We start from the raw sequence: 25,312 nt of genomic DNA, 5'->3' as shown, positions 1-25,312 counted from the left end.
TCATTTCTATGGCGTTCATTTGCACATTCTAAAACCTCCGCCACAACTTTTTATTGTTCTTTCTTTGGCATCTCTTTTTTATACTACTGAACCGAAATTTCCACATCATTTGCAACAAGCGTCTCCACCTGACTCCAGTCCACCATGCGGTTAAACACGATCTTGATGGTATCTCCGTTTTCCATTTCGCCGCAGACATAGTTTGTGTTGTCCACATTTTCATCCAGAACGGTGTATTCGCTTCCGTCTTTGTATTTCAGCACCAGTTTTTTCAGATAATATGGATCTACAAAGGTCTGTCCATCTTCTTTCTGTATCTCATCGTCCAGTCCAAATCCATTTGCCAGATTTAGGGAAAGTGAGATTGCTGAATAAGCAAACTGTTCTTTGTTGTTTTCTGGATTCACTGCACTGGTCAGCGGCATTTTTCCGATACCAAGTGCAATGTCTTCTTTCTGCGTAGCCATATCATTATCTTTCAGTTCTGAAACTGGTTTTCCATACTGCTCCAGATGAAATTTCAGATCAGTATTCTTGGCAGAGCAGACATAGCTGGAATAAAGATAATAACAGGTGTCGCTGCTCTTTTTGCTGTCGATCGTCATTTTGTCTGCTACAAGGCTCTCATCTGCACCTTCCAGATAGAAATAGAAGTCACGATCCTGTGTAAAATAAGCACCTTTTGCCTCATTTGTTCCTTCATCTGCATGAATGGCTTTGATTCCGTTTGGATTTTCCAGTTTCAGAGACAGAACACCTGCATTTCCATCCGAAATATTATTGATGATCGTCAGGGTGTAATCTCCGATTTTTCTTGTGATATTTAAATCTTCTACGTAAGGCTCCACCAGTTTTTCTGCCTGTGCCTCATCGACTGCCACATATTCTCTTGACGGCATCGTCACAGTCGTGCCGCCTTTTCCATTATCTACGACTGTATCATAAGCTTCTTTTGTCGTACGGCTCTGCTGTCCGAACACATTGCCAAGCAGATCGGTATGTGCACTGATATACGCAGCTCCTGCGGTTGTACCGGAGATCAGAATCACGGCAAGTGCCGCAGCGGCTGCCATGCTGGTATGCTTTCTGCCCCGCTTTTTTGATGTTTTTGCATCCCTTCGGATCTGTGCATAAGTTTCCTGCATCCGCTTTTCTGTTTCTTTTGATATCGTAACGTCTTTTTTTAATGTATCCTGTAATTCTTTTTCTGTATATAACATATACTCCCGGCCTCCTTGTAAGTATTTTCAAAGTATTAACTGACTTTTCAGACTTTCCCTGCCCCTTCTAAGTCTGCTCTTCACCGTGTTCTCACTGAGATCCAGAATCTCTGCGATCTCTCTTGTTCGAAATCCCTGTCCATAATACAGAAGAAATATATGTTTATATTTCTCCGGCAGACAGGAAAGCATCTCATAAAATTCTGCATCGGTCTTTGCCTGCGGCTCTTCGCCCTGCATGGAAAAATCTTTCGTGGCAATGCAGCGTTTCCGTTCTCTTAACACATTGTTGCAGTTGTTGATCAGGATTCTGGTCAGCCACGTCTTAAAATAAGCTGCCTTTTTCAGCTCTCCTAAATGTTCCCACGCAGAAAGTGTCGTCTCCTGCATCACATCTGCCACATCTTCTTCGTTTTTCAGATAAGCTTTTGCGACTTTGTAGAGATCCATCTTGTATTTTTCAATCAGAGCGACAAAGGCATCGGCATCTCCCCTCTGTGCCTGCTTTACCAGAAACATTGCTGTTCCCCCTTTCGTTTTGCATCTTTCACTTATTAGACGAGGCTATGTGCCATTTGGGTGCATATACAGAAAAAGTTTTTTACTCGCTTACGATTTTATAGTATTCTCTGGCGGTGATCAGATACACGATCACATAAAATACGGCAAATGCCAGGAAGGTCAGTACCGCACAGATCACCAGCAGACCTACATCCTGAAGTCCGAAACCGCCAACCAGGATTTCTTTTACCAGATGGAAGGCAAAACAGCTATGGATGCCGGCTGCTGCAAGCGGCAGAAAGAATACCATCAGTACCTGGCTGCGGATGGATGCGTTGATCTCCCCTCGCTCCATACCGATCTTTTTGAGGATTGCAAAGCGTTCTTTGTCTTCATAGCCTTCGGATATCTGTTTGTAATAGATGATCAGGACAGTTGCCATGACAAAGAGCAGTCCCAGGAAGATTCCAAGGAAAAACAGTCCGCCGTACAGGCTGTAGAATTCGGCCCTGCCTTCCGTCCTGGTTTCGATTCCATAGAAAAAGGCGTGCGGTGCATTTTTCTGCTCTCCCAGATAAGCATTCAGACTTTTTTCCAGTTTCTGGATTTTTTCTTCCGAAAGATCCACGTCAAAGCTGTATTCGTATTTCACCTGAGATGCATGGTCTCCGTAAGCTTCTTTGTTGATCTTCCAGATTTCCTGTAACTGTGCGAAATCTTTTACTACGATACGGTATACCGGAGTTACATAAAATTTCAGTCCGCTATCTTCCATCGTGCTGTCAGCAGACAGCTGTCTCACTTTCCAGTGCATATCATTAATGGAAAATGTTTCCTGCTGTATCGGACTGTCCTCAAAAAATACCAGTGCTTCTCTATCTTCAAGTGTCTCGTCCTTTTTTGCTTCCCGGTTATAATCTTCCAGTGTGATTGCCTGCACCATGCACAGATCACTGAAATCTTCGGAACTTCCATTTCTGCTTGATGTGATCTGTACATTTCCATCTTTCTGCAGTGCTGCCGCCTCGATCACGGTCTGGCCTGCTGCATTTTGAGTGGCAATTTTGTTATCTTTCAGGTAGTCTTCTGCGTAAGTACCGATCTCTTTTAACTCTTTTTCAAATGTTTTGCTGTCATCCGGCACTTCTCCCAGACTGAGAGAAAGTTTAAATTCTTTCGGATAACGCAGATACAGAGAATGTTCCTGTCCCACATAAAGGCTGGTCGTAGAAGAGATCAGCAGCAGGACTCCGGTTGACATGATGCAGATCAGAGACAGGCTTGCTGCATTCTGCTTCATGCGGTAGATCATTCCGGAAATTGAAATAAAATGGTTTGTTTTATAATAGTAGCGTTTGTTTCTTTGCAGCATTTTCAGAAATGCAATGCTTCCTGCCGTAAACAGTGCAAAAGTTCCGACGATGACCAGAAGTACTGCCACAAAAAAAGTATTCAACCCTGTCAGAACATTATCTGCCTTCAGTGCAAGGATATAGCCGCCTGCAAGCGTCACTACTCCAAGCAAAGCCAAAATCCATCTGGTTTTCGGCATTTTTTCACCGATCTGACCGCCTTTTAATAATTCTGCCGGTCGTACCATGTAGATCAGGCGGACGCTGTTAAAGAAGATCAGAAGAAAGATCACGGCAAAAAGTCCGACGGTTTCTGCCAGCGTAAAAGCGGAGATTTCCACGCCGATCACAACGTTCATCTTCAGGATTTTCAGAAGTCCCAGAAAAACCAGCTTGGAAAACAGGATTCCGCATGCAATTCCAAGCAGCAGAGAGAGCATTGCCGTATAAAGCGTCTCCCACAGCATCACACGGCTGATGTGGCGTTTCTCCATACCTAAAATATAATAAAGACCAAATTCTTTTTTCCTGTGTTTCACAAGGAAACTGTTTGTATAAAATAAAAACAGAACTGCAAAAATCCCGACTACCACCGTTCCGAACATCAGCACGATGCCCATCGTTGCCCCGCCCCGCATTTTATTCAGTGCAGAATTCGTGGAAAGGCTGGACATGATATAAAACATCATGATCGTTGCAATGCAGGTCAGAAGATACGGAAAACAGGTCTGTCTGTTTTTTTTGAGATTTGTCAGTGCTATTTTCGCATAAAAGAATCGTTTCATGCCTCTTCCCTCCCTGCTGTGATCAGGGTCAGTGTATCTGAAATCTTCTGCAGCATTTCCCTCTGTCCGGACATTCCGCGGTAGATCTGATGATATACCTCGCCATCTTTGATAAACAAAACCCTGGATGCATGGCTTGCCGCCTGAATGCTGTGCGTTACCATCAAGATGGTCTGTCCTTCCCGGTTGATGGACTCAAACAGATCCATCACACCTGCCGCCGCTCTGGAATCCAGTGCCCCGGTCGGTTCGTCCGCCAAGATGATCTTCGGTTCTGTGATCAGTGCTCTTGCGATTGCTGCACGCTGTTTCTGACCGCCGGACACTTCATACGGATATTTCTCCAGAAGCTTTTCAATGGACAGTCTGCGTGAAAGTTCCATCATTTTCGGTGCCATTTCACTGTAAGTTTTTCCGGATAAGACCAGCGGAAGCATAATGTTGTCTTTCAGCGAAAACGTATCCAGCAAGTTGAAATCCTGAAAAACAAAGCCAAGATTGTTTCTGCGGTACATGGCAAGCTGCTTCTCCGGAATGCTGCCCATATCCACTCCGGAAAGCAGAACTTCTCCGGCTGTCGGTTTATCGAGTGTTGCCAGAATGTTCAGAAGCGTCGTTTTTCCTGAGCCGCTCTCCCCCATGATCGCCACAAATTCTCCTTCTTCGACGGAAAAATTCACATCCGAAAGTGCCTGCACCTGCGTGCCGCCGAATCTTGTGGTATATATTTTTTTCAAGTGTGAAACATTTAATAATTCCATTTCCAGTCCTCCTGCCATTTTTTACTGTGTCTTATAATACCCTGCGGACCGCTTGTATTTGATACTCCACCATCCACATGATCGTTTCAGGTTTTCATTCCTGACATCCGTTATTGTATAAAAACAGGAACTGCAAATCCATCGAAATGGCTTACAATTCCTTTTTTAACCTTACATCTGTGTAAGTTTTCAGTAATCCCGGACTGGATCGACTGCAAGATCCAGATAAATACATGTCCCTTTTCCCGGCTCGGATTTTGCCGAAATACGATGTCCCAGCATTTCCATGGTCTGTCTGCACAGGGCCAGTCCGATGCCGGTGGCACGGTTCTTGATTCTTCCGTTGTACCCGGTATATCCCCATTCAAAGATACGCGGCAGATCTTCCGGACGGATTCCCATGCCGGTATCTTCCACAACCAGCGTTTTTTCTTTTTCCGGATCCAGATAAATGGAAATTTTTCCTTTCCTGGTATATTTCACGGCATTGGTAAGTACCTGCTCCAGCACAAAGACCAGCCATTTTTCATCGGTCAGCACATCTGTCTGCAGATTGCCTAGCTCTAGGGCAAGCTTTGTCCGGCGAAAGAGAACGCCTGTTTTTTTCAGGGCTTTTTTGACAATACTTTCCAGGCTGTAATGGGCAAATACCAGATCTTTGTGCCCGCCTTCCAAACGTTGATATTGGAGTGCAAATTCCACATACTGTTCGATCCGGTAGATTTCTCCTTCCATGGCAGCACGATCCGGCTCTTCTTCCTCCAGAAGCAGGCGGAGGGCAGCGATCGGCGTCTTGATCTGATGTGACCACCGTATGTAATAACGATTTGCTTCACTAATCTGACATCTTGCTTCCTGCCTGGCATTTTTCCACTGTCTTCCCAACATCTCTGCAAGATTCTGATATTCTTTTTCAACAGCGTTTTCCGGCTTTCCAAAATGTTCCGTTTCCAGATAAACTTCTGCTTCTTTTTGGATATTTTTCAGTTGTTTATATTTTTTTCTTTGCTGCACTCCATCCAGAATGATCCATCCGCCAAAAATCAAAAGAATAAACACACTGCTGTAAGCCCATGCCTCCAGCGGCATTTCATAGAGATAAAACAAGAGCGTCTCTATCAGAAACAATATCAGGGCAGCCATAGCCTTTTTCATCTAACCTGCTCCTCCCTAATCTGATAGCCAATCCCTTTTCGCGTCTTAATAAATTCGCAAAGTCCGATTTCTTCCAGTTTTTTTCGAAGTCTTGTCACATTGACCGTCAGCGTATTGTCATCAATAAAATGTTCTGATTCCCACAGCGAACGCATCAGTTCTTCCCTGGAGACGGGTCTTTTTGGATTTTTCATCAATATTTTTAAAATTCCAAATTCATTTCCGGACAGCTTCAGCTCTTTCTCCTTATAATGCAGAACGGCTTCTGTCAGATCCAATGTCACGTTTCCGACACAGCAGAGTGCTTTTTCCGATACAAATGCATAAGAACGACGAAGCACTGCCTGTATTTTGGCTACAACCACTTCCATGCCGAACGGCTTTGCCAGAAAATCATCTGCTCCCATGTTGATCGCCATGACAAGATTCATGTCATCCCCTGCAGATGAGATCACAATGATCGGTACATCGCTTACTTTTCGTATCTCGCTGCACCAGTAATAGCCATTGAAAAACGGAAGCGTCAGATCCATCAGCACCAGATCCGGTTTCCACCCGGCAAATGCTTCCATCACATGTTCAAAATCCACCGTGTCAAATACTTCATATCCCCATCGCTCCAGCTGCCGTTTCAGAACATGTGTGATCGTCGTATCATCCTCCACCAGCATGATCCGATCATGATTCTTTTTCTCATCTTCTTGAAAATCCTGCATATGCTTTTCTTTCCTCTCTTCGAAAAATGCCCATATATTGCTTTATTGCAGCACAATCCCCGCAATTCTCTCTCTGTTTGGTATTTGCATTTTTGTTGCAAAAGTCACTATTATTTTTTACCGATTGTGGTATACTAACCATGAAGATATCGAATTCTTCTTCGCATCTTCCGGCATTTCAAAGCCAGTATAACATGAATTACAGATCTGCAAAAGAAAGGAATGATTTTTTATGTTGATTTTTACAAGCGAAAACTTTGAAAAAGAAGTACTTCAATCAGATAAACCTGTTCTTGTTGATTTTTTTGCCACCTGGTGCGGCCCGTGTAAGGCTATGCATCCGGTTCTGGAAGAGCTTGACCTGGAAGAAGATTTTAAGGTCGGACAGGTCGATATTGATGAGTACCCGGAACTGGTAAGCAAATATCGTATCATGTCCGTCCCGTTCTTTATTGTATTTAAAAATGGAGAAGTTGCCGGAAAAACGATCGGAGTTCAGTCAAAAGAAGAGCTTCTGGCACTGATCCGCGGCTGATAAATATTACCTTGATTTTGAAAAAGAGGATACTTTTCCGGTATCCTCTTTTATGCAAAAAGTTTTCTCCACAATCTCAAAAATCCGGATCGGATCTGATAATCATCTTCCCGCCAGTCAAACAGACTTTCGTATTCTTCTTCGGTGAGGATGTTTTTCAGTTCCTGTTTTTTCTCATCCGGCACGATGACATTTACGCTGTCAGCAAAGCAGAGGCCGGGGTAGAGTACACACCACCAGTTTCTGCCTTTTGCTTTCCCGATGCAGACTCGCAGTGCCTCATAAGTTCCTGCCGGAAAGGTGCAGTCCCCATAGGTTTTCATTGGAAAATAGCACTTTTCCAGATTTACACTCACCGGATAAGTATAGCCCTGTTTCTGGATTTCCTGTTCTGCCACAAGACAGATCGTTTCCCGATTTTCTGTGATACGTTTTTTTGTTTCCTTAACATCTTCTGCTCCGTCCAGAATGTCTTTCATATAATCTACCAGCCGGTCTTTGACTTCCAGTTTCAGTTTCTGGTCTTCTTCGCTGTCGCTGTTTGCCAGCACATGAAAACGCAGGATTTCCTTTGCGATCCCCTGTTGGATCTGATCTGCTGTCTCTTTTGTTGTCTGTTTCTCTATTCCATGGATTGTTTTTGTTGTTTTTGTTTTCTTTGCCGTATTTTCGTTTTCTGTTTTCTTTAAAACATTGAGATAGTTTTGCGGCACAAGTTTGCCATCCTCTTCTTTGAGCTTTAAAATTTTATGTTCCCCGCTTCCGTTGTGCAGACGGTACAGAAGGCTTCCCAGTGTGGCAGCTTCTCTTTTATGGTCTGTGCTTTTCTGATAAAATCCGGTTAAATCCTGCGATTCTTCTTTCTGTTTCTCCTGCTGTTCCAGTGCTTTGCCATCTGCTGTGAAAAAATAGATATTTCTCGAAAAAGCCGGCCGTTTTTCCAGTGCCAGCAATACTTCTCCCAGTTTTTCATCATCCTCTGCCAGATCATCTTCCAGCAGGACACAGCGTACCTGTCCATAATCCAGGTATTTGCTGCTTTTATCCTGCTCTGTCTGCAAAGATTTTTCAAACGGGACCGCACTGTCCCGGATCACTAGTGTATCCGGAAATTCCCGCTCCTCCAGCTCTCTTCCGCAGCTGTTAAGACAAAGGAGCACTAAAATACTCAGAATACCCAGAATTGCTTTCCGGGTTCTGTTTCCGTGCTTCCGGTCTGTTTTTTTGTCTTCTTTTTGTTTTATCCTCTTTTTCTTCATACTCTTTCCCTTCTTTCTTGCTCAAAACGCTATCTGCAACAAAGAGCAATGGTCCTAGATATTATTTTTTACTTTCTTTATTTGCAGTGTATTTTTCTTATAATTTTCAATAACGCCACCAGCATAGTGATCCCAAGAAATCCCAGGCTCACCAGCTCATACAGCTGTACACTTTTTTCATAAGACGGGCTTACGCACGCCGCCGCACTTGCTGCCGCTGCCATCAGCCACCACTTCCACTTCTTCTTTTTTCCGGGCAGGAGTCGTTCACTGCAAGTCCCAAGAACGGTGAATCCTGATACCAATGCCCCACAGACCATGCCAAGAAAGAACACTGCAAATAAAACATCCCACCGCTGCAAAAAAATCCCCTTAATTTTGGAATTGCTCATCGCAGTAATGACAGAAAATGGCAGGGCACGGATGCCGCCGGCTCCAAAAACAGCCTGTAAAAGAAACAAAAGCAACAGACTTCCAATCAGCATGCTACCTGTTGTTTTCTCGAAAACACTTCTGCTTTGCTGCTCTTTGGTTGCTCTTTGCAGAAATACATCAGACCCCAGACCTGCAAAAACAGACAGCATGGCGATACCTGCGATCCATATGCTACCCGGAGCAGATGGCCGCATCATTTCTCCAAGTGTCCCAAACTGTCCGCCTCGGATCGTAAGCACCGCCAGAACCAGAAGAAGCAGCATTACCGGAAAGGTCAGGATCGGACAGAGCACTTCCAGAAATTTTGCCCGGACTTCCAGTCTGTGATCTGCCGCAAAACTGCAGACGGCTGCCGCCGGCAAAATCAGCATCCATATTTTCTGTTCCGGCAGAAGGAAACACTGTGCCACTTCAGCAAACAGACAAAGTAAAAAAAATACATCTGCCAAACCGTAGATCCCATATACAACGGTCAGGATTGCGATTTCCGCCTGCCCTGTGCGATCCTTTCTGTTTTCTGCTGCTTTGTTCTCCATTCCTTTTTTTCTGTCTGTGGCAGGATACTCCGGCAGTTTTTTACTAAAATCCAGCATGATCTTCAGATAGAGAAAGGTCAGAGCCGCCGTCAGAATCCATGACCAGATGGAAAATCCGCCCTCCGGGATCTGTGCCAGCAAAGGCAGCAGTAAACCAATCTTCGCAGCCTGCTCCAGGATCAGGATTCTTCTGATCTGTCTTTTTGAAATTTTTCCATTTCTGCCAAACATAATCCCTTCCCCTTCTGACATTTTCTATATTTTGCATCCGGATATTTTACATCCAAAATGCCAGTGACATTCTTGAACTTCTGTATTTCAGGATTTTCTGCGAAACCGGATGCGATTTCCCCATTTTGCAAAGATCGGTCTGCGTTTCCGTTTCCTCGCTGCTGCCAGAAACATGGAATCTTTTTCATCTGCCCTTTCATTGAGATTGCCGCCCACATAAGGATAAAGCCAGGGAATTCCGTAACTTTCCTGCTCTGCCATCAGCATCAGCAGAAGAAAACAGCCAAGCATCACGCCCAGAATCCCAAAGCAGCTGCCCAAAAGCAGGATTCCATATTTCCAGAGCCGGAATACTTCGGAGAGCTCTTCGTTTGGTATGGAAAAGGAGCCAAGAGCCGTCAGAGCCGCCACCGTCACCGTGATCGGACTGACCAGATTGGCACTGACCGCCGCCTGTCCGACGATCAGGCCGCCTACGATGCCGATCGTATTGCCCGCCGGTCCCGGCATGCGAAGCCCGGCTTCCCGCAGAAGTTCAAAGGACAGTTCCATCAGAAGGACTTCCGCTGCCGTCGGAAACGGCACGCCGCTTCTTGCCTCCGCCATGGAGCGGATCAAATTGCCCGGCAGAAGCTGCGGGTGAAACGTTGCCGCCGCCACATAAAGCCCCGGAAGAGCAAGTGCCAGAAAAGCCGCCACGTAACGGATCAGCCGCAGAAAAGTGACGATCCGTTCATTACGGTAGTAATCGTCCGCCGTCTGAAACAGGCTGTTTAACGTTGCCGGAAAGATCAGGGCTTCCGGCGAATTGTCCGTCAGCAGTACCACGCGTCCTTCCAGAATTGCCTGAGCTGCCCTGTCCGGGCGTTCTGTTGTCTGATAAACCGGAAATCTCCCTTCTTTCTTTTTCCTTGTCAGATATTCGATCATTCCGCCATCCTCGATACCATCCACCTCAAATGCATCCAGCCGCTTTCTCATCTCTTCACAGATCGGCAGATAAACGACACCGTCCAGATACAAAAGTGCCGTTGTAGTGGCAGAGTAACGCCCCACCTGTTTTTCTTCCGCTTTCATTTTTGCATTGCGTATTCGTTTTCTTATCAGTGCCGTATTCATCTTTACAGACTCAGAAAATGCTTCTTTGGAGCCTCGCAGACCTTTTTCTGAATCCGTTTTCTGGACACCGCTTCCCGGATAGCCTTTGCTTCCGATCTTGATCGCCCGGTCGTAACCATCCACAAACAGTACTGCATTCCCGGCAAACATGGCCGCCATCGCTTCTTCCAGCGTAAAAAGCTCTTTTGTATCAGAAATCCCGAGGCTGTTGTTTTCCAGCGTGCCGTAGATTTCTTTTGTATCCATCGAAAGCAGTCGGTTTAAAAGTTTTCCGATGACCGAATCCTCCAGCATCAGATTGCTGACCGCCACCTCGATGTAAATCAGAAAGGCTTCTGTTTTCTCCTTTTCTCCAATCAGCAAAGGGCGGAAAAGGATGTCGGCACAGTTTTCAATCTGCTTTTGCACCTCATTTTGATTTTCCGAAAGATGTAGTGAAATTCGCATCCGCCTATCCTCCTGGCTCATGTTTGTGCGGGGCACTAAGCCATAAAACCACTCCTGTGCAAGCACATCGTGGTTTCAGGCTTTTGCCCCTGGTATCAAAAAAATAGGAAAGAGTGTTTTCCTGTTCACTCTTTCCTATTATTTACCAGTTTTCTTTTTTTATACCTGTTCTGTGATTCTTCCCGCATCTCGAAGGCTGCTGATGATCGAACGTCTCTGGTTTTCGATATGAATACGGATCGCACTGCCCGCTTCTGCCTTGTCGTGCTTTTTAAGTGCACTGTAAATCGCCTCGTGCTCTTTTAAAAGCAATTTATGTGTGCCTGGCTCTTTGAGATATTCCATGCGGTAACGATACATCTGCTCCCTTAAATTATTCAGGATCTGCAAAAGACGTTTGTTGTTGGTCGCACTGTAAATGATCTCATGGAATGCCATATCGGTTTCCGCACATTTTACCAGGTCATCGGATTCCAGAGCTGCCTGAAAGTTATCTGCTGCTTCTTTTAATGCCAGTATCTGCTCTTCTGTGATATTCTCACAGGCATCGCAGACTGCCAGTTCTTCCAGTGCGGCACGCACTTCCAGTACATCTTCCAGATCTTTGATCGTGATCTCTGCAACTTCCGCACCTTTTCGCGGAATCATCAGCACCAGACCTTCCAGCTCCAGCTTGCGGATTGCCTCTCGCACCGGAGTGCGGCTCACGCCCAGTTTCTGTGCCAGCTGGATCTCCATCAGTCGCTCGCCCGGTTTTAGTTCTCCTTTTAAAATCGCCTGCCGCAAAGTCTGGAACACAACATCCCGAAGTGGAAGGTATTCATTCATCTCCAGTTGAAAATCACCTGTCATTTATTTTCCTCCGTATCTTTCTGATTTTTCCATATCTTTTATCTGGATACCCTGCGAATTGTTTCCTGTGCCCACAATCCAGCCATCTTTACATAGCTGTGGTTACGAACATCTGTCGGATCTTGTCTTCTTCACGCAGAAGTTCGGCCGCCTTTTCTGCCTGCTCACGCTCGTTAAAAATGCCGAATACTGTCGGACCGCTGCCGCTCATCATGGCGTTTACCGCACCGCACTGCATCATTTTATCTTTGATTGTCTGGATGATCGGATAAGCCGGTATGGTAACCGTTTCCAGCACATTTCCCATTTTTTTACAGACTGCTTCTAGGTCTCCATCCTGCAAAGCCCGGATCTGTCCGTCGATATCCGGATGACAGGTAAGCTCGTTGGCTCTCAGGTTGGTGTAAACAAACTTCGTGGACACGTTGATCGGCGGTTTTGCGATCAGAACAAAACATTTCGGCAGAGACGGAAGCGGGGTTAAAATCTCACCGATTCCTTCCGCAAGTGCCGTTCCACGCAGCACACAGAACGGTACATCCGCACCGATCGCCACAGAACGCTCCATCAGTTCCCGTTTGGTCAGTCCAAGCTGAAACATACGGTTCACACCGACCAGAACCGCTGCCGCATCCGAACTTCCGCCACCCATTCCGGCTGCAGTCGGAATGAATTTTCGAAGGTCGATCTCCACACCGGAAGTGACTTGAAATTCATCCATCAGAAGCTTCGCTGCTTTATAAACCAGATTGTCTTCATTGACCGGCAGAAAACTGACATTGGTCTTCACACGAATCTGCGGTTCTTCCAAAAGACTGAGCCTGATCTGGTCATACATGTTAATGCTCTGCATGATCATGCGGACTTCATGGTAGCCATCTTCCCTTTTTCTTGTGACATCCAGTCCAAGATTGATTTTTGCCATTGCTTTCAGTTTGATTTCTTTCATTTGCACCTCTGTATCTCTCTGAATTACTTTTATTTTCATGATGCCAGATTCAAAGGAATGTTCTGTTTTTCCATAAAATGCGTATCTGAATTTGATTCTTAGCATCATTTTTTGCATTTTGTATACAATTTCCTCTATATTGTATCACTAAAAATACAAAATCGTCAATAGGATGTTTTGCTGTTCTTTTCTCAGGAGGCCGTATGAAGGACCGCTGATTTCACGATCAGTAGTTTCTGTCCTGCCCGGATTTCTTCTGTCAGATGGTTCATGTTTCTGATATGTTCGGATGTGGTGTAATACTTTTTCGCAATGTCCCACAGGGTATCCTCCGGCTGTACCACATAGCAGATGATCCCAGGGCGTTCCTGCAGTTTTTTCAGATCCAGCTCTTTCTCTTCGATATCCAGAATACAGTTCTGGTGCATGATCCGAACAGCAAACAGATTCAGGCTCAGGGTTCCTTTGATCTCCACTTCTTCCCCTGACATGGATGCGGAAAGCTGCTCGATCTGCGGATGCAGATGGAAACGGCATTCACTGGTAATGCCTTCTGCTTCCATCAGATGTGAAAACGGGATCATACCGGTCACGAGTGCAAAGGGATGCTCGTCGTCCGCTGTGATATACAGAACGGAAATCTCGATGGCTCCCTCCATTTTGATGCCCTGTTCAGTCTTTGCGATTTCATCCACTTTGACCTCTCCGCGGCAATGGCAGATCTGCAGCAGACGTGGACTGTTCTCTGAAATACGGATTCGATCTGAAATTCTGCTCTTTGCATAATTTCGGATCAGCAGGCTTTCATAAGATTCTTCCCCGAAGACCGGCGTCAGCTCTTTTGACGGTGCATAGACATCTTCTAAAATCTGCACAGTATCTTCTTCATAAATGCGGATGTCAAGCTCCAGAACGGCATCGAGCTGCAGGATTCTTTCCTCTCCATCATAATCCGGCCGCACTTCCAGCGTCCGTTCTGCAAGCGTCACCTCGATATCCGGCACCATCTCCGGCCGACAGCCGGTACAATCAATCTGTCCCTGAAACGGAAGGGCGGATTCGATCCACTGTCTGCTTCCATTTTCATCATCCGCAGCATAAAGTACGAACACAAACAGTTCTCCCCGGATATCCAGCACGCCGTCTCCCGGTCTTACATCCCACGATCGAAGCTGCACGCTGTCCCATAAAATCTCACCGATGTTCGGTTTGTTGGAAGATAAGCTGATCTCTTCTTTGATCCGGAAAATGTCTTTTTTCTGTACTGCCATGGAGAGCGGCTCAATCTTCTTTTTACGCACACTGACATCCGGCATCTCTTTCACTTCCACGGCCGCCTGCGTATCATAAAGCTCCTCAACGGATGCTTCAAACGTCACGAGTGCCTGGATACTGATCTTTCTGGAATTGATCAGACTGATCCGAATATCCTCGGTTTTCCATTTCAGACTGACATTATCTCCCGGCTTTGCCCCTTCCAGATTCAGCTTTTCCGAAAACGGCAGTTTTGCCTGAAGACGGTAAACGGGATGCTGTTCTCCTTCCGCCAGGCAGAGCATCCACACTTCCAGATTTCCGCTTACCAGAATCTGATTTTCCATGATCTTGCTCTCTTCTACCCGGACTTTTGCACGGTGCTGGATGATCCCTGTGACATCTGCTTTACTGTCCGGGACATTCAGATCTTCTTCCAGCGTGATCTGATTCATTGCCTGACTTCTCTGACGGCTCATCCGAATTTTCTTTTTGACGATTTCCATAAAAAACTCCTCTCGCATCATCTCAAATCAATGTATGCGAAAGGAGTTCCCCTTATTACGCTTTATGGTTCAAACGTGACCTCCTGATCCATGTTCTCGATCAACAGGATGATGCATGGATACGATGCCTCCGCTGCCGCCTGCTCTTTCTGTGGCGGGATCAGTGTGGTCGTCACATGCAGCCCGTCGCCCATAAGCTCCACGGCATCGGCACGGATGCTGTATCCGCCGGTCGGCTGCTCGCCGTATCCCCGGATGATGTATCTGCCTTCATCGCCCTCCCAGGTCATTTTGATCTCTTCTTTTTTATGCTCTTCGATGATCTCCTGTAACTTCTGCGGTGCTTTGTCAAAAGCAACCACCTGAAATGCAACGGAAATCCGCTCTTCCTGTGCTCCACCCGAGAGGCATCCGCTCATCCCGGCAAAAAGAAGTATCCAGCATAACAATACGATGACCTTTTTTGCTGTTCTGATCATTTTTGTCCCTTTTCGCTTCCTTGGAACAGTATACGGTCTGTCTTTTTTATTTATGCCTGAACGAAATATTTCCGCTTTGATCTGCCCGGAATATTATTTGCATGCCTCAACTTCGATGGATTCACCGAAAATCTCGATCGCCTTTACCTGACTGATGTCGATCGGCACGCGAAAGTCAAAATCGAGTTCTCTGGAAACTTTCACAGCATCTGCTGCTTCGTCATCACCGGAAAGTTCACAGTCCGCAATCCCCATTTCATAGTATTCTTCGGATAACAGACTGCCGTTTTTCAGGCGGATATGGACGTTGTCAAAATACTTGCCGGAATCTTTCTGCGACTGTGGCAGTGTCATATAAATCGAACATCCCATCGGAGAAAGCACTATGCGATTAATCTTGACGTCATCTTCTCCATCAGAGACGGTCTGATCACAGACCTTCTTATAGGAAATATCCTTTGCCTGATCCATATCCACAGTAAACTTCCAGGTTCCGGAACAGATGGAAATCGGATTCTCCAATATCCCGGAATCTTCCGAAGCGGAATAAGCAGATACTTCATCATCGGTACTTTCTGCCTCGTCTTCTGTCCCATCCTCCTGATAGTAACCGAAATCCTCGAAGGTAAATTCATACTGATCGCTGTCAAACCCGGCTTCTGCCGAATAATTCGTCACATAAACAAACTGGTTTGAGGCAAGACTCTTATCGTCCTCCTGATAATAATAAGTGCCACTTGCCATCAGATCCTGCTCTGCATTCACATCGGTATTCAGAAAGCTGTAAGCATGTTCCTCCTGCGGTCCGCCTGCTGTCACAATCTGATCCTGCTGCTTTAACGTCCCCTCCACGATCATGGAAAAACGGTTGCCGCTCTTGATCAGCCCTTTCAGATCCAGACGGATATTATCGTCCTCGTAGACTGTACCTGCGGTTGTCACAGCCATGTCTGTCAGCTGTTCCAGATCCATCACCGCACTGTCTGCGACATGGTATTCTTTTGCATGTTTTTTAAAGAATGCTTTGAAATTCTCCGCTCCCATAAGTGCATAAGCAGCCGCTCCGACCGTACCGAAGGTAAACAGCAGAAAGCTTGCCGCAACTGCCCCATAGCGTACAAAGCGATATTGCCACCGGCGTTTCTGTTTTTTAACCAGCCCGTCCATTTTCCGGTAAAAATCATCGGACAGCTGAATATCCTGTAACTCTTCTTCTGAAGGCAGAGCATCCATCTCCTCTTTATGGTAGCTGCAAACTGCTTCTTTTAATAATTTCTCAAATTCCCTGTCGCTCTCTTTCATATTGCAGCACCTCCTTCATTTTCTTTTTGGCACGATACAGGCGAATCTCCACGTTCTTTTTGCTGATATCCAGAATCTTTGCAATCTCGCCGTTGCTGTATTCATGAAAATAGCGAAGCTCCAGCACCAGACGAAGCTTCTCCGGCAGAATCTTCATTGCCTCTAAAAGCTCCTTTTCTCCCTCTTCCTGTATCACATTTTCCAGCGGCTGATCCTTCTCGCCATGGAGTGAATAATCCACTTTCTCCAAATCGGACTGGAGACCGCTTTTGGATACACGCAGCATATCCAGACATTTGTTTTTTACAATGATCACACACAAGCTTGTCATCTCCTGCGATGTCAGATGCCGATAAGTGTCATATTTCTCTGCGAGTTTTACAAATGCACCGTGAACAGCATCCTCCGCTTCTTCTTTGTTTTTCAGAATTTTCAGAGCTACATAATACATGGTGCGGTAATTCTTCTCATAAATCTGCCCAAACTCCAGTTTTGTATTTTCGTCACCAAGCCCGCTTATCAGTAGTAACATTTTTTCTCCCCTTGCAGCCATGCTGCTTCTTATTATTCAAGAGTGCCTCTGGCATTCTTACTGCGAGGTGCACGTCATGCATCGCATGAGATATTCTTCTGTGCACCTCTGCAATCCGCCGGAGGCTATATCAGATGGGAGATGGATTCCCGTTACTGATACAAGCTTGCTACCCGCCGCCGACAGAAACGGGAGTCATCTTTCATCTGATATAACGATCCCTGTTCTTATTTTGCTACAAAATTTGTTCTATAAAGTGTAAAACTTTCGCTGTGTCAAACTTTTGTTCTCCAAAACTTGCTGCCGGCATCATGCCAAGCAGTGAATTTGTCACAAAGCATCCGTTAAACTTACTGATATCCTCCGGATACAGTTCTTTTTCTTCCAGAAGTACTCCCCTTCTTCCGGCTTCTTTTATAACATATCTCCGCATCACTCCCGGCAGCATCCCGCTGCTGACGGGCGGTGTGACCAGTTTATCATCCTGAATAAAAAAGATGTTTGTCGTACAGCCCTCGCTGATCTGCCCTTTCTGATTGAGAAAAATCTTTTCATCCAGCCCGCTTTTTTTTGCATTTCGCTTTTCCATAATGTTGTCTGCAATCCCAAGCGTCTTATGGTATGTGAGCGGTGAAGTCTCATTTCGTCTGATTTCGGAAAATCCAAGCCGAAATCCTTTCTGATACTGTTCTTCTGAGTAAGTGTTTTTTCTCAGTCCAAACAACTTATTCTGTGCCGTCACTGTGATCTTGAGTGCTCCGTGCTGCTTTTCTTCCGACTGTGGACAGGCACTCAGATAAGCAAGCACTTCCTGCTCCTCTACGCTCTGGTCAATTCCGAAAAATGCAAGGCTGTCACGCAGCCGCTCCAGATGCCAGGCAAGAAGCTGCGGTATTCCTTCTTCCACAGCGATCGTCTCAAAGGCTCCGATGCCAAAGTAAAACCCGTCATCCGCCAGAACCGTTGATCCGCTGCTTTTCTTTTCTTCTGTTTTATTCTGCATTTCCTGCCCCTTTCAGATACGCTCCAGAAAAGCTTCGAGGTCTTCGACCGTATCCACGATCCATTTTGCACCGCACGTTTCCAGTTCTTCCCTGCTGCCGTATCCATAGAGTACACCGACACAGGAAATCCCGAATTTGCCGGAGCCGAGGACATCGTGTTTGCGATCCCCGATCATCAGCACTTCCTGCATATCCGTGATCTGATTGTCCGAAAGTGCCGACTGTATCACATCTTCTTTGTGGATTTTGCTTCCATCCATGGAACTTCCCTGAATATCATCAAAATACTCTGCCAGTTCAAAATGCTTAAGTATCTGTTTTGCGTAAATCTGCGGCTTGGAGGTCGCCAGGATCACTTTTTTGCCCTGTTCTCTGCATTTTTTCAGCAAATGCGTGATTCCCGGATAAACTTTATTTTCGAAAATACCTTTCACGGCATAATATTCACGGTAAAGACGCACGCCTTCCTCTGCTTTTTTTTCATCAAACCCGTAAAATTCTTTAAAAGAATCTACAAGAGGAGGACCCACGAAACGGTAAAGATTGCTCTTTTCTTCGGAAATCCCCAGATTTCCAAGTGCATAGGAAACGGAATTCGTGATCCCGTCTGCGGAGTCCGTGATCGTTCCGTCCAGGTCAAACAACAGATATTTTATCACTTTCTTTTCTCCCTTCCAACGCCTGCAGAACAGCTTTTGCTTTCTGAAGCGTCTCTTCGTATTCAAACTCTGTCTCCGATTCGCAGGTGATGCCGCCTCCGACTCCGAGATAGTACTTTCCGTTTTTATGTACTGCTGTGCGGATCACAATATTGAAATCGCAGTCACCGTCGAGCGTCAGATAACCGATCGAGCCGGTATAAAGATTGCGTCGGCTGTGCTCCAGTTCTTCAATGATCTCCATCGCACGCAGTTTCGGTGCCCCGGTGATGGATCCGCCCGGAAAGGCTGCTTCCAGAAGATCCACAACATTTTTATCTTCCGCAAGTCTTCCCTGAACTTCCGATACCAGATGAAAGACCGTCGCATACGTCTCGATGCTGTACATTTCCGTCACTTTGACGCTGCCCGGCATACAGACACGGTTCAGATCATTTCGCTCCAGATCAACGATCATAAGAAGTTCGCTCTTATCCTTATCGGACTCTTCCAGTTCTTTTCTCATCGCTGCATCTTCTTCTCTGGTGGCTCCGCGTTTTCTGGTACCTTTGATTGGCCTGGTCGCCACAACACCGTCACGCATCTGCAAGAAACGCTCCGGAGATGCACTGACGATCTGCAGATCCCCATAATTTAAATAGCCGCCAAACGGAGAAGGATTGTCTCTGCGAAGTGAGCAGAAAACATCGTAAGGTGTACGAGTACTTTCCACAGTAAGATGCTGCGTCATATTTGCAATATAGATATCACCCTCGACGATATAGTCGATCATATCCTGCACCGCCTGCTTATAGTCTTCTTTTGTGAAATTTGGCGTGACTCTGATCTTACTGTGATCATCCTTTCTTCCCGGAATCTGACCGTTTTTCCACAGAGTATACGTTTCTGCGACTGTGTTTTCCACATCGTCAAGCAGCGTATCCACCTCTTTGGTCTGACCGTTTGCCACAAGATAAAAACGTTTTTCCTGATGATCCTCAATGATAAAATTATCATAAAAACAGAGGATCACATCTGGCATATCCACCTCTTTTGGATGTCTGGCCGCTACGTTTTCTTTCTCTCTTCCGTAATCATATGAAACATAGCCCATCGCACCGGAAACGATCGGCAGGTCACTCTCATTGCTGTCCGGATGTTCCTTCAAATAAGTGCGAAGATAATTCTCAAAAGTCATTTTCTGCTTTTCGTCATTCACACAAAAGCTATCTCCGTCCTGTACCAGCTTCTGATATGGCAGACGCCCGATGATGGAGTAGCGCCCCAGCCTATTTTCCAGAGAAGAATCCAAAAAAACGATGTCCTTTTCCTCTTTCCATCTGGAAAATAAAACATGGATCGGCGGATATTCTCTGATTTCCCGGATCTTATGCATAACACACCTCCGTTCTTTCCTGCTGCCACTGCTGACAGATGCAGTGGAAATTCTCCAGAAGTTCGTGACCGTACTGTGTCAGCACCGCCTCCGGATGAAACTGCACGCCGTAGATCGGATACGTGCGGTGAGAAATCGCCATCACAGCCTGATCTTCTGTCCTTGCATCCACCTGGTACTCCTGCGGCAGCGTCGCCTCATCGATCACCAGCGAATGATATCTTGTCACCAGGAAATCCTGCGGCAGTCCCCGAAAAAGCCTCTCCCCTGAGTGTGTCAGAGGGCTTAATTTGCCGTGCATCGGGCGTGTCCCCTTTTTCACAGTCGCACCTGCCACGTAGCCGATCGTCTGATGACCGAGACAGACGCCAAGGATCGGGATCTCACCTGCAAACTTTCGGATCACCTCTGCTGAAATGCCCGCATCCTTCGGTGTTTTCGGTCCCGGGGAGATGATGATCCCCTCCGGTTTCATCTGACGGATCTGACCGGTCGTAATGCCGTCATTTTCCACAACAAGAATCTCATGTCCAGCCTCCTCAAAATAGGCTCTGAGATTGTACACAAAAGAATCATAATTATCAATCATTAAGTACATAGACCTTACCTGCTTTCCGCGCAGTCGTTATCCCCGCCGAAAAGGAGAGGTCCGTAACTCGCTGTTAATTTTTATTTTCTATATTTCTGATGTCCGTCCAGTATATCATATCTCCCCCTAAAAGAAAAGAATCCTTTGTGCATTTTCACAAATTCTACCTTGCACTTCTCTATACCATACGGTATACTGGATACATAGGTCTGCAAGCACAGCCACTGTTCCTGCTTGCAGGATAAAGTGGCTGTATTGGCAGACCGCAAAAACATGAGGAAGTAACGATTTACGCAGTAAATCCGTGGATTCCGAATGTTTGCAGGATTGCGAAAGCTGCATGGCATCTTTTTATAAAAAACTATTATATCTTAAAGAGAGGGCATACCAATGAATACACTGCACACAAGACTTTCGGGTGTACTTGTTCACCCGACTTCCTTCCCTTCCCCATATGGTATCGGAGATCTCGGCCAGGGGGCTTATGACTTTATCGACTTTCTGAAAGCTTCTGGTCAGAGTTTATGGCAGGTTCTGCCGCTTGGACCGACCGGTTTCGGCGATTCTCCTTATCAGAGCTTTTCTGCCTTTGCCGGACAGTCTCTGCTGATCAGCCCGGATGACCTGGTTGATCTGGAACTGATCACAAAGGACGATCTCTATCCGATCCCGGAGTTTGATGCAGCGAAAGTCGATTACGGTGCTGTACTGAACTACAAGAACGGTCTGTTTAAAAAGGCTTTCCAGACCTTCCATCACACACCGAACAAATTCCTGCTGGAAGAGTTCGATGATTTCTGTCTGGAAAACAAAAAATGGCTGAGCGATTATGCCGTATTTATGGCATGTAAAGATGCTCATGAGGGAAAATCATGGCAGGAATGGGATGACGAGATGACCACTCCGACCGCAAAGGTGCGTCTTGCTTTTGAGACAGAATACAAAGAACAGATCAAATACTATAAATTCATCCAGTTCCTGTTCTTCCGTGAATGGATGAAACTGAAAAAATATGCAAATGAAGCTGACATCGAGATCATCGGCGATATTCCGTTTTTCGTATCTTTCGACAGTGCCGATGTCTGGGCAAATAAAGAGCTCTATCAGCTCGATACGAAAGGTCATCCGCTTCAGGTTGCCGGAGTTCCGCCAGACTATTTCAGTGCAACCGGACAGCTCTGGGGCAATCCGCTCTACGACTGGAAACACCATGAAGCTGACGGCTATTCCTGGTGGATCGACCGTATCAAAATGCAGATGAAGCTGACTGACTACCTGCGTATCGACCATTTCCGCGGCTTCGAAGCTTACTGGTCCGTACCGGCTGATGAAGAGACTGCTGTAAACGGTAAATGGAAAAAAGGCCCGGGCAAAAAACTGTTCGAGGCTATCCAGAAAGAGCTCGGCGAGGATCTTCCGATCTGGGCAGAAGATCTTGGTGTGATCACTCCGGAAGTGGAAGAACTGCGTGATGAGTTTGCTTTCCCTGGTATGAAGATCCTTCAGTTTGCTTTTGAGGGACTGGATGAGAGTGATTATCATCCGCACAATCTTACAACAACCAACTGTATCTGCTACACCGGAACACATGACAATGACACGACAACCGGCTGGTACCAGAATCTTCCAGAACCGCAGAAAGACAAAATCCGCCGCTACTGCAACTGCGACGGCGGCATCATCAGTCTGGATTTCATCCGGATGTGCATGGGCAGCATTGCAAAATATGCGATCTTCCCAATCCAGGATCTGTTTATGCAGGATTCTTCCTGCCGCATGAACACACCGGGTTCTGCTTTCGCAAACTGGGCTTATCGCTATGAAGCATCCGCTCTTACGCAGGATCGTGTGGACTGGCTGAAGAGTACTACTGAATTATTCGGTCGCGGAAGGAGCAAAAGTTTATGATCCGTTCTCTGCTCATTGTAATTCTGATCGTTGCCTTTCTGATCCTGTCCATCCCGATTCTGATCGTTGAGTGGATCATCGGAAAGTTCAACCCTTACGCCCGTGATATTTCTTCACTGCGTATTGTTCAGTTTATGTTTAAACTGATCTTATTTATTGCCGGTACGAAAGTAACTGTGATCGGCGAAGATCGTATTCCAAAAGATACACCTGTTCTGTACGTTGGCAACCACAGAAGCTATTTTGACGTGGTTCTGACTTACGCAAGATGCCCGGGACTGACCGGTTACGTTGCAAAAGACAGTATGAAAAAAATCCCGCTTCTTTCCAGCTGGATGAAACGGCTGCATTGTTTATTCCTGAACAGATCTGATATCAAAGAAGGGCTGAAGACGATCTTACAAGGAATCGATCAGATGAAAAATGGTGTTTCCATGTGTATCTTCCCGGAAGGCACACGCAACGAAGCATCGGATGATACACTGCTTCTTCCATTTAAAGAAGGAAGTCTGAAAATGGCAGAAAAGACCGGATATCCGATCATTCCAATGTCAATCAACAATACGAGAAATATTTTCGAAGCCCATAGACCATTTATCCGTTCTGCACATGTGGTTCTGGAATACGGCGAGCCGATCTATCCGAATGATCTGCCAAAGGAACAGAAAAAATTCCTCGGTGCCCACTGTCAGGAGATCATTCAGAATACCATATCCAAAAATCAGTCACTGGTATAAAAATATGATGAAAAAAGTTTCTCAGATTTCTTTTTACACCGGGAGCAGAGAAGAACTGCTCCCGGGATTTACTTCAAAATTCCCTTATATTTCTTCCTGTTCCGATATCACAAAACATCCGGGACACTTCTGCCCATGGCACTGGCATCCGGCCATGGAGCTTTTTTATCTTAAACAGGGATCTCTTGAATACAACACACCTGGCAGCAGAATCCTTTTGGCGGAGGGCTGTGGCGGTCTGATCAATTCCAATGTCCCGCACATGACAAGACCAGGTCCGGATTTTGCTTCCTCGACACAGTTGCTGCATCTTTTCGACCCTTCTTTTATTTCCGGCGTCCATGGCAGCCTGATCGATGAGAAATATGTCACACCGCTGACCACCGCATCCCAGATCGAGATCATCCCTCTTTATCCGGATCATCCGGAACATAAACAAGTGCTCTCTGCTATCCGCGATTCCTTTTTGATTTCAGAAAACACCCCTGGCTACGAACTAAAACTGCGTTCTGCCCTCTCAGATATCTGGTTTCAGATTTTTGAACTTGCACTGCCGCTGATGCAGACCAAAGACCGGTTTGACAAACGAAACAAACGCCTGAGACTGATGATGGTCTACATTCATGAACATTACGCCGAAAAGATTTCCGTAAAAGATATTGCCGGTACCGCTTTTGCCAGTGAACGCGAATGTTTCCGACTCTTTCACGACTGTCTGCATATGAGCCCTGCCGAATATATCAAAAACTACCGTCTTCAGGCAGCCTGCGATATGCTCGCAAATACAAGAGAACATATCACTTTTATCAGCCAGAGCTGCGGCTTTGGAAGCAGCAGTTATATGTGGAAAATTTTCCGTGAATCGATGGGATGTACACCGAACGAATACCGCACAAAGCTGCGTGGCTGATATAAAATGATAGTCAGGCGGATATTCGCAATCCGCTTTGCTATTTGGTTAAAATGCTGCATTTCATGCATCATCGGCAGCATATCTTCGATTCCGCACATAAGATTGGCAGTATTCTGCTATAAAAAGGCAGAAATAAGATATTTTTTTGCCTTTTTATGCACTATAATCATAATCGAAATGAATCATATCCCTCAAAATCCTGGTCGCACACACGATTGCTTACCACTTTGCAGAAGTGGCGGCCTTCTCCGACTGAATGATTCATTGCAGCTGGAAATGCCCACATACATTTACCTTGCTGTATTCATTTCATCACACTACTTTCGGATCAGGGCGTGATTCGGCCATCATGCCCGAGTTCCCTTTTCGTTTTTTCGATAAATTTGAGAGGAGATTCTATGAGTGCAATTAAAATTGTTTTTTTTGACATTGACGGAACTTTAATTGATATGAATAAGAAACGTATTTCTGAAAAAATGCTGGAGACACTCCGCAGGCTGAAAGAAAACGGCACGATTATTTGTATTGCGACCGGCAGAAGTCCGATAGCACTTCCGCATTTTGAAGGTGTTGAATTTGATGCTTTTCTGACTTTTAACGGTTCTTACTGTTTCACAGAAGATGCGGATATCTTTTCCAATCCAATCCCGACTGAAGATGTACATATGATCATCCAAAACGCCACGGCTCTTGGTCGTCCTCTGACGGTTGCCACAAAAAACAGACTGGCATCAAACGGCAAGGATGAGGATCTGATCGAATATTATTCTTTTGCCAAACAGGAGATTGATGTGGCTGATGATTTTGAGCAGGTTGCTAATGAAAAAGTCTATCAACTGATGGCCGGAAGCTCACTTGCAGAACATCCGGCACTGATGAAGGATGTTTCCCATGCACGTATCACCTTCTGGTGGAACCGTGCCGTTGACATTATCCCGACAGACGGCGGAAAAGGCCGCGGCATCGAAAAAATGTTAGAATATTATCACTTCGATAAATCGCAGGCAATGGCGTTCGGAGACGGAAACAATGACATCGAAATGTTGAAGAGTGTCGGCCACGGCGTTGCCATGGCAAATGCTTCTGATGAATTAAAAGCGATTGCCGACGATGTGTGCGGTGATGTGGCAGAGGATGGTATTTACTACTACTGTCTGGAACATGGTATGATCTGAACTCTGCACACCGCCTGCAAAGGTTG

The 25,312-nt window shown here is 45.9% G+C and carries 24 protein-coding genes; 5 read left to right on the top strand and 19 right to left on the bottom strand.

Annotated elements, in window-relative coordinates; genetic code table 11:
* Positions 1–83: 83 nt before the first annotated feature.
* The 6 genes from ACLTL4_RS07375 to ACLTL4_RS07350 all read right to left on the bottom strand — a co-directional run bounded on the left by ACLTL4_RS07375 (position 84) and on the right by ACLTL4_RS07350 (position 6,490).
* Positions 84–1,220, bottom strand: a complete 1,137-nt coding sequence (locus tag ACLTL4_RS07375; protein ID WP_412320372.1) for a hypothetical protein — start codon at positions 1,218–1,220, stop codon at positions 84–86.
* Between the two features lie 27 nt (positions 1,221–1,247).
* Positions 1,248–1,739 carry an RNA polymerase sigma factor gene (locus ACLTL4_RS07370; protein WP_412320371.1) on the bottom strand — a complete coding sequence of 164 codons (492 nt, stop codon included), beginning with the start codon at positions 1,737–1,739 and terminating at the stop codon, positions 1,248–1,250.
* Positions 1,740–1,821: 82 nt separating this feature from the next.
* On the bottom strand, positions 1,822–3,858 hold the full coding sequence (locus tag ACLTL4_RS07365; RefSeq protein WP_412320370.1) for an ABC transporter permease: 2,037 nt from the start codon (positions 3,856–3,858) through the stop codon (positions 1,822–1,824).
* Positions 3,855–4,619 carry an ABC transporter ATP-binding protein gene (locus tag ACLTL4_RS07360; protein WP_022119126.1) on the bottom strand — a complete coding sequence of 255 codons (765 nt, stop codon included), beginning with the start codon at positions 4,617–4,619 and terminating at the stop codon, positions 3,855–3,857. Before ACLTL4_RS07360 ends, ACLTL4_RS07365 begins: the two co-directional genes overlap by 4 nt.
* Positions 4,620–4,808: 189 nt before the next feature.
* Positions 4,809–5,774: a sensor histidine kinase gene (locus ACLTL4_RS07355; RefSeq protein ID WP_412320369.1), complete on the bottom strand. Its 966-nt coding sequence runs from the start codon at positions 5,772–5,774 to the stop codon at positions 4,809–4,811.
* Positions 5,771–6,490: a response regulator transcription factor gene (locus ACLTL4_RS07350; protein WP_147630959.1), complete on the bottom strand. Its 720-nt coding sequence runs from the start codon at positions 6,488–6,490 to the stop codon at positions 5,771–5,773. Before ACLTL4_RS07350 ends, ACLTL4_RS07355 begins: the two co-directional genes overlap by 4 nt.
* 232 nt (positions 6,491–6,722) lie before the next feature.
* Here ACLTL4_RS07350 and trxA point away from each other — a divergent pair, with 232 nt between their 5' ends.
* On the top strand, positions 6,723–7,025 hold the full coding sequence (gene trxA, locus ACLTL4_RS07345; RefSeq protein ID WP_022119129.1) for a thioredoxin: 303 nt from the start codon (positions 6,723–6,725) through the stop codon (positions 7,023–7,025).
* Between the two features lie 50 nt (positions 7,026–7,075).
* Here the strand turns inward: trxA and spoIIR are convergent, their stop codons facing one another.
* The 13 genes from spoIIR to ACLTL4_RS07280 all read right to left on the bottom strand — a co-directional run bounded on the left by spoIIR (position 7,076) and on the right by ACLTL4_RS07280 (position 20,562).
* Positions 7,076–8,284 (bottom strand): stage II sporulation protein R, encoded by a 1,209-nt coding sequence (gene spoIIR, locus ACLTL4_RS07340; protein ID WP_412290883.1) that lies wholly within the window; start codon positions 8,282–8,284, stop codon positions 7,076–7,078.
* A gap of 77 nt (positions 8,285–8,361) precedes the next feature.
* On the bottom strand, positions 8,362–9,486 hold the full coding sequence (locus tag ACLTL4_RS07335) for a GerAB/ArcD/ProY family transporter (RefSeq protein WP_412320368.1): 1,125 nt from the start codon (positions 9,484–9,486) through the stop codon (positions 8,362–8,364).
* A gap of 87 nt (positions 9,487–9,573) precedes the next feature.
* Entirely contained in the window at positions 9,574–11,052 is a 1,479-nt protein-coding gene (locus tag ACLTL4_RS07330) for a spore germination protein (protein WP_226911833.1), read from the bottom strand.
* A 159-nt stretch (positions 11,053–11,211) separates the two neighbouring features.
* Positions 11,212–11,904 carry a GntR family transcriptional regulator gene (locus ACLTL4_RS07325; RefSeq protein WP_022118101.1) on the bottom strand — a complete coding sequence of 231 codons (693 nt, stop codon included), beginning with the start codon at positions 11,902–11,904 and terminating at the stop codon, positions 11,212–11,214.
* Positions 11,905–11,992: 88 nt separating this feature from the next.
* Positions 11,993–12,853 carry a 4-(cytidine 5'-diphospho)-2-C-methyl-D-erythritol kinase gene (gene ispE, locus ACLTL4_RS07320; RefSeq protein ID WP_412290885.1) on the bottom strand — a complete coding sequence of 287 codons (861 nt, stop codon included), beginning with the start codon at positions 12,851–12,853 and terminating at the stop codon, positions 11,993–11,995.
* A 191-nt stretch (positions 12,854–13,044) separates the two neighbouring features.
* Entirely contained in the window at positions 13,045–14,613 is a 1,569-nt protein-coding gene (locus tag ACLTL4_RS07315; protein ID WP_412290887.1) for a DUF3794 and LysM peptidoglycan-binding domain-containing protein, read from the bottom strand.
* Between the two features lie 62 nt (positions 14,614–14,675).
* Positions 14,676–15,092, bottom strand: coding sequence for a protease complex subunit PrcB family protein (locus ACLTL4_RS07310; RefSeq protein ID WP_022118098.1), 417 nt, complete (start codon positions 15,090–15,092; stop codon positions 14,676–14,678).
* A gap of 93 nt (positions 15,093–15,185) precedes the next feature.
* Positions 15,186–16,394: a hypothetical protein gene (locus tag ACLTL4_RS07305; RefSeq protein WP_412290889.1), complete on the bottom strand. Its 1,209-nt coding sequence runs from the start codon at positions 16,392–16,394 to the stop codon at positions 15,186–15,188.
* A complete protein-coding gene (locus tag ACLTL4_RS07300; RefSeq protein ID WP_412290891.1) occupies positions 16,369–16,926 on the bottom strand; it encodes an RNA polymerase sigma factor in 558 nt (185 codons plus the stop codon). The genes ACLTL4_RS07305 and ACLTL4_RS07300 overlap by 26 nt, the downstream gene beginning before the upstream one ends.
* A gap of 235 nt (positions 16,927–17,161) precedes the next feature.
* Positions 17,162–17,929 (bottom strand): aminotransferase class IV, encoded by a 768-nt coding sequence (locus tag ACLTL4_RS07295; protein ID WP_412320367.1) that lies wholly within the window; start codon positions 17,927–17,929, stop codon positions 17,162–17,164.
* 12 nt (positions 17,930–17,941) lie between these two features.
* Positions 17,942–18,589 carry an HAD family hydrolase gene (locus tag ACLTL4_RS07290; RefSeq protein WP_022118094.1) on the bottom strand — a complete coding sequence of 216 codons (648 nt, stop codon included), beginning with the start codon at positions 18,587–18,589 and terminating at the stop codon, positions 17,942–17,944.
* Positions 18,567–19,964 (bottom strand): aminodeoxychorismate synthase component I, encoded by a 1,398-nt coding sequence (gene pabB, locus ACLTL4_RS07285; protein WP_412320366.1) that lies wholly within the window; start codon positions 19,962–19,964, stop codon positions 18,567–18,569. The genes ACLTL4_RS07290 and pabB overlap by 23 nt, the downstream gene beginning before the upstream one ends.
* Positions 19,957–20,562: an anthranilate synthase component II gene (locus ACLTL4_RS07280; protein ID WP_412320365.1), complete on the bottom strand. Its 606-nt coding sequence runs from the start codon at positions 20,560–20,562 to the stop codon at positions 19,957–19,959. Before ACLTL4_RS07280 ends, pabB begins: the two co-directional genes overlap by 8 nt.
* A gap of 381 nt (positions 20,563–20,943) precedes the next feature.
* Between ACLTL4_RS07280 and malQ the strand changes: the two genes are divergently transcribed.
* The 4 genes from malQ to ACLTL4_RS07260 all read left to right on the top strand — a co-directional run bounded on the left by malQ (position 20,944) and on the right by ACLTL4_RS07260 (position 25,286).
* Positions 20,944–22,461 (top strand): 4-alpha-glucanotransferase, encoded by a 1,518-nt coding sequence (gene malQ / locus ACLTL4_RS07275; protein WP_173866243.1) that lies wholly within the window; start codon positions 20,944–20,946, stop codon positions 22,459–22,461.
* Complete coding sequence (locus ACLTL4_RS07270) at positions 22,458–23,198, top strand: lysophospholipid acyltransferase family protein (RefSeq protein ID WP_022118090.1); 741 nt, start codon at positions 22,458–22,460, stop codon at positions 23,196–23,198. The genes malQ and ACLTL4_RS07270 overlap by 4 nt, the downstream gene beginning before the upstream one ends.
* A 4-nt stretch (positions 23,199–23,202) precedes the next feature.
* Positions 23,203–24,108 (top strand): helix-turn-helix domain-containing protein, encoded by a 906-nt coding sequence (locus ACLTL4_RS07265; protein ID WP_412320364.1) that lies wholly within the window; start codon positions 23,203–23,205, stop codon positions 24,106–24,108.
* 401 nt (positions 24,109–24,509) lie between these two features.
* Entirely contained in the window at positions 24,510–25,286 is a 777-nt protein-coding gene (locus ACLTL4_RS07260) for a Cof-type HAD-IIB family hydrolase (protein WP_022118088.1), read from the top strand.
* Positions 25,287–25,312: the final 26 nt, after the last annotated feature.

This window comes from Hominisplanchenecus sp., from assembly GCF_046967715.1.
In the GTDB taxonomy this organism is placed as follows: Bacteria; Bacillota; Clostridia; order Lachnospirales; family Lachnospiraceae; genus Hominisplanchenecus; species Hominisplanchenecus faecis.
This window is presented reverse-complemented; position numbering and strand designations above follow the sequence as displayed.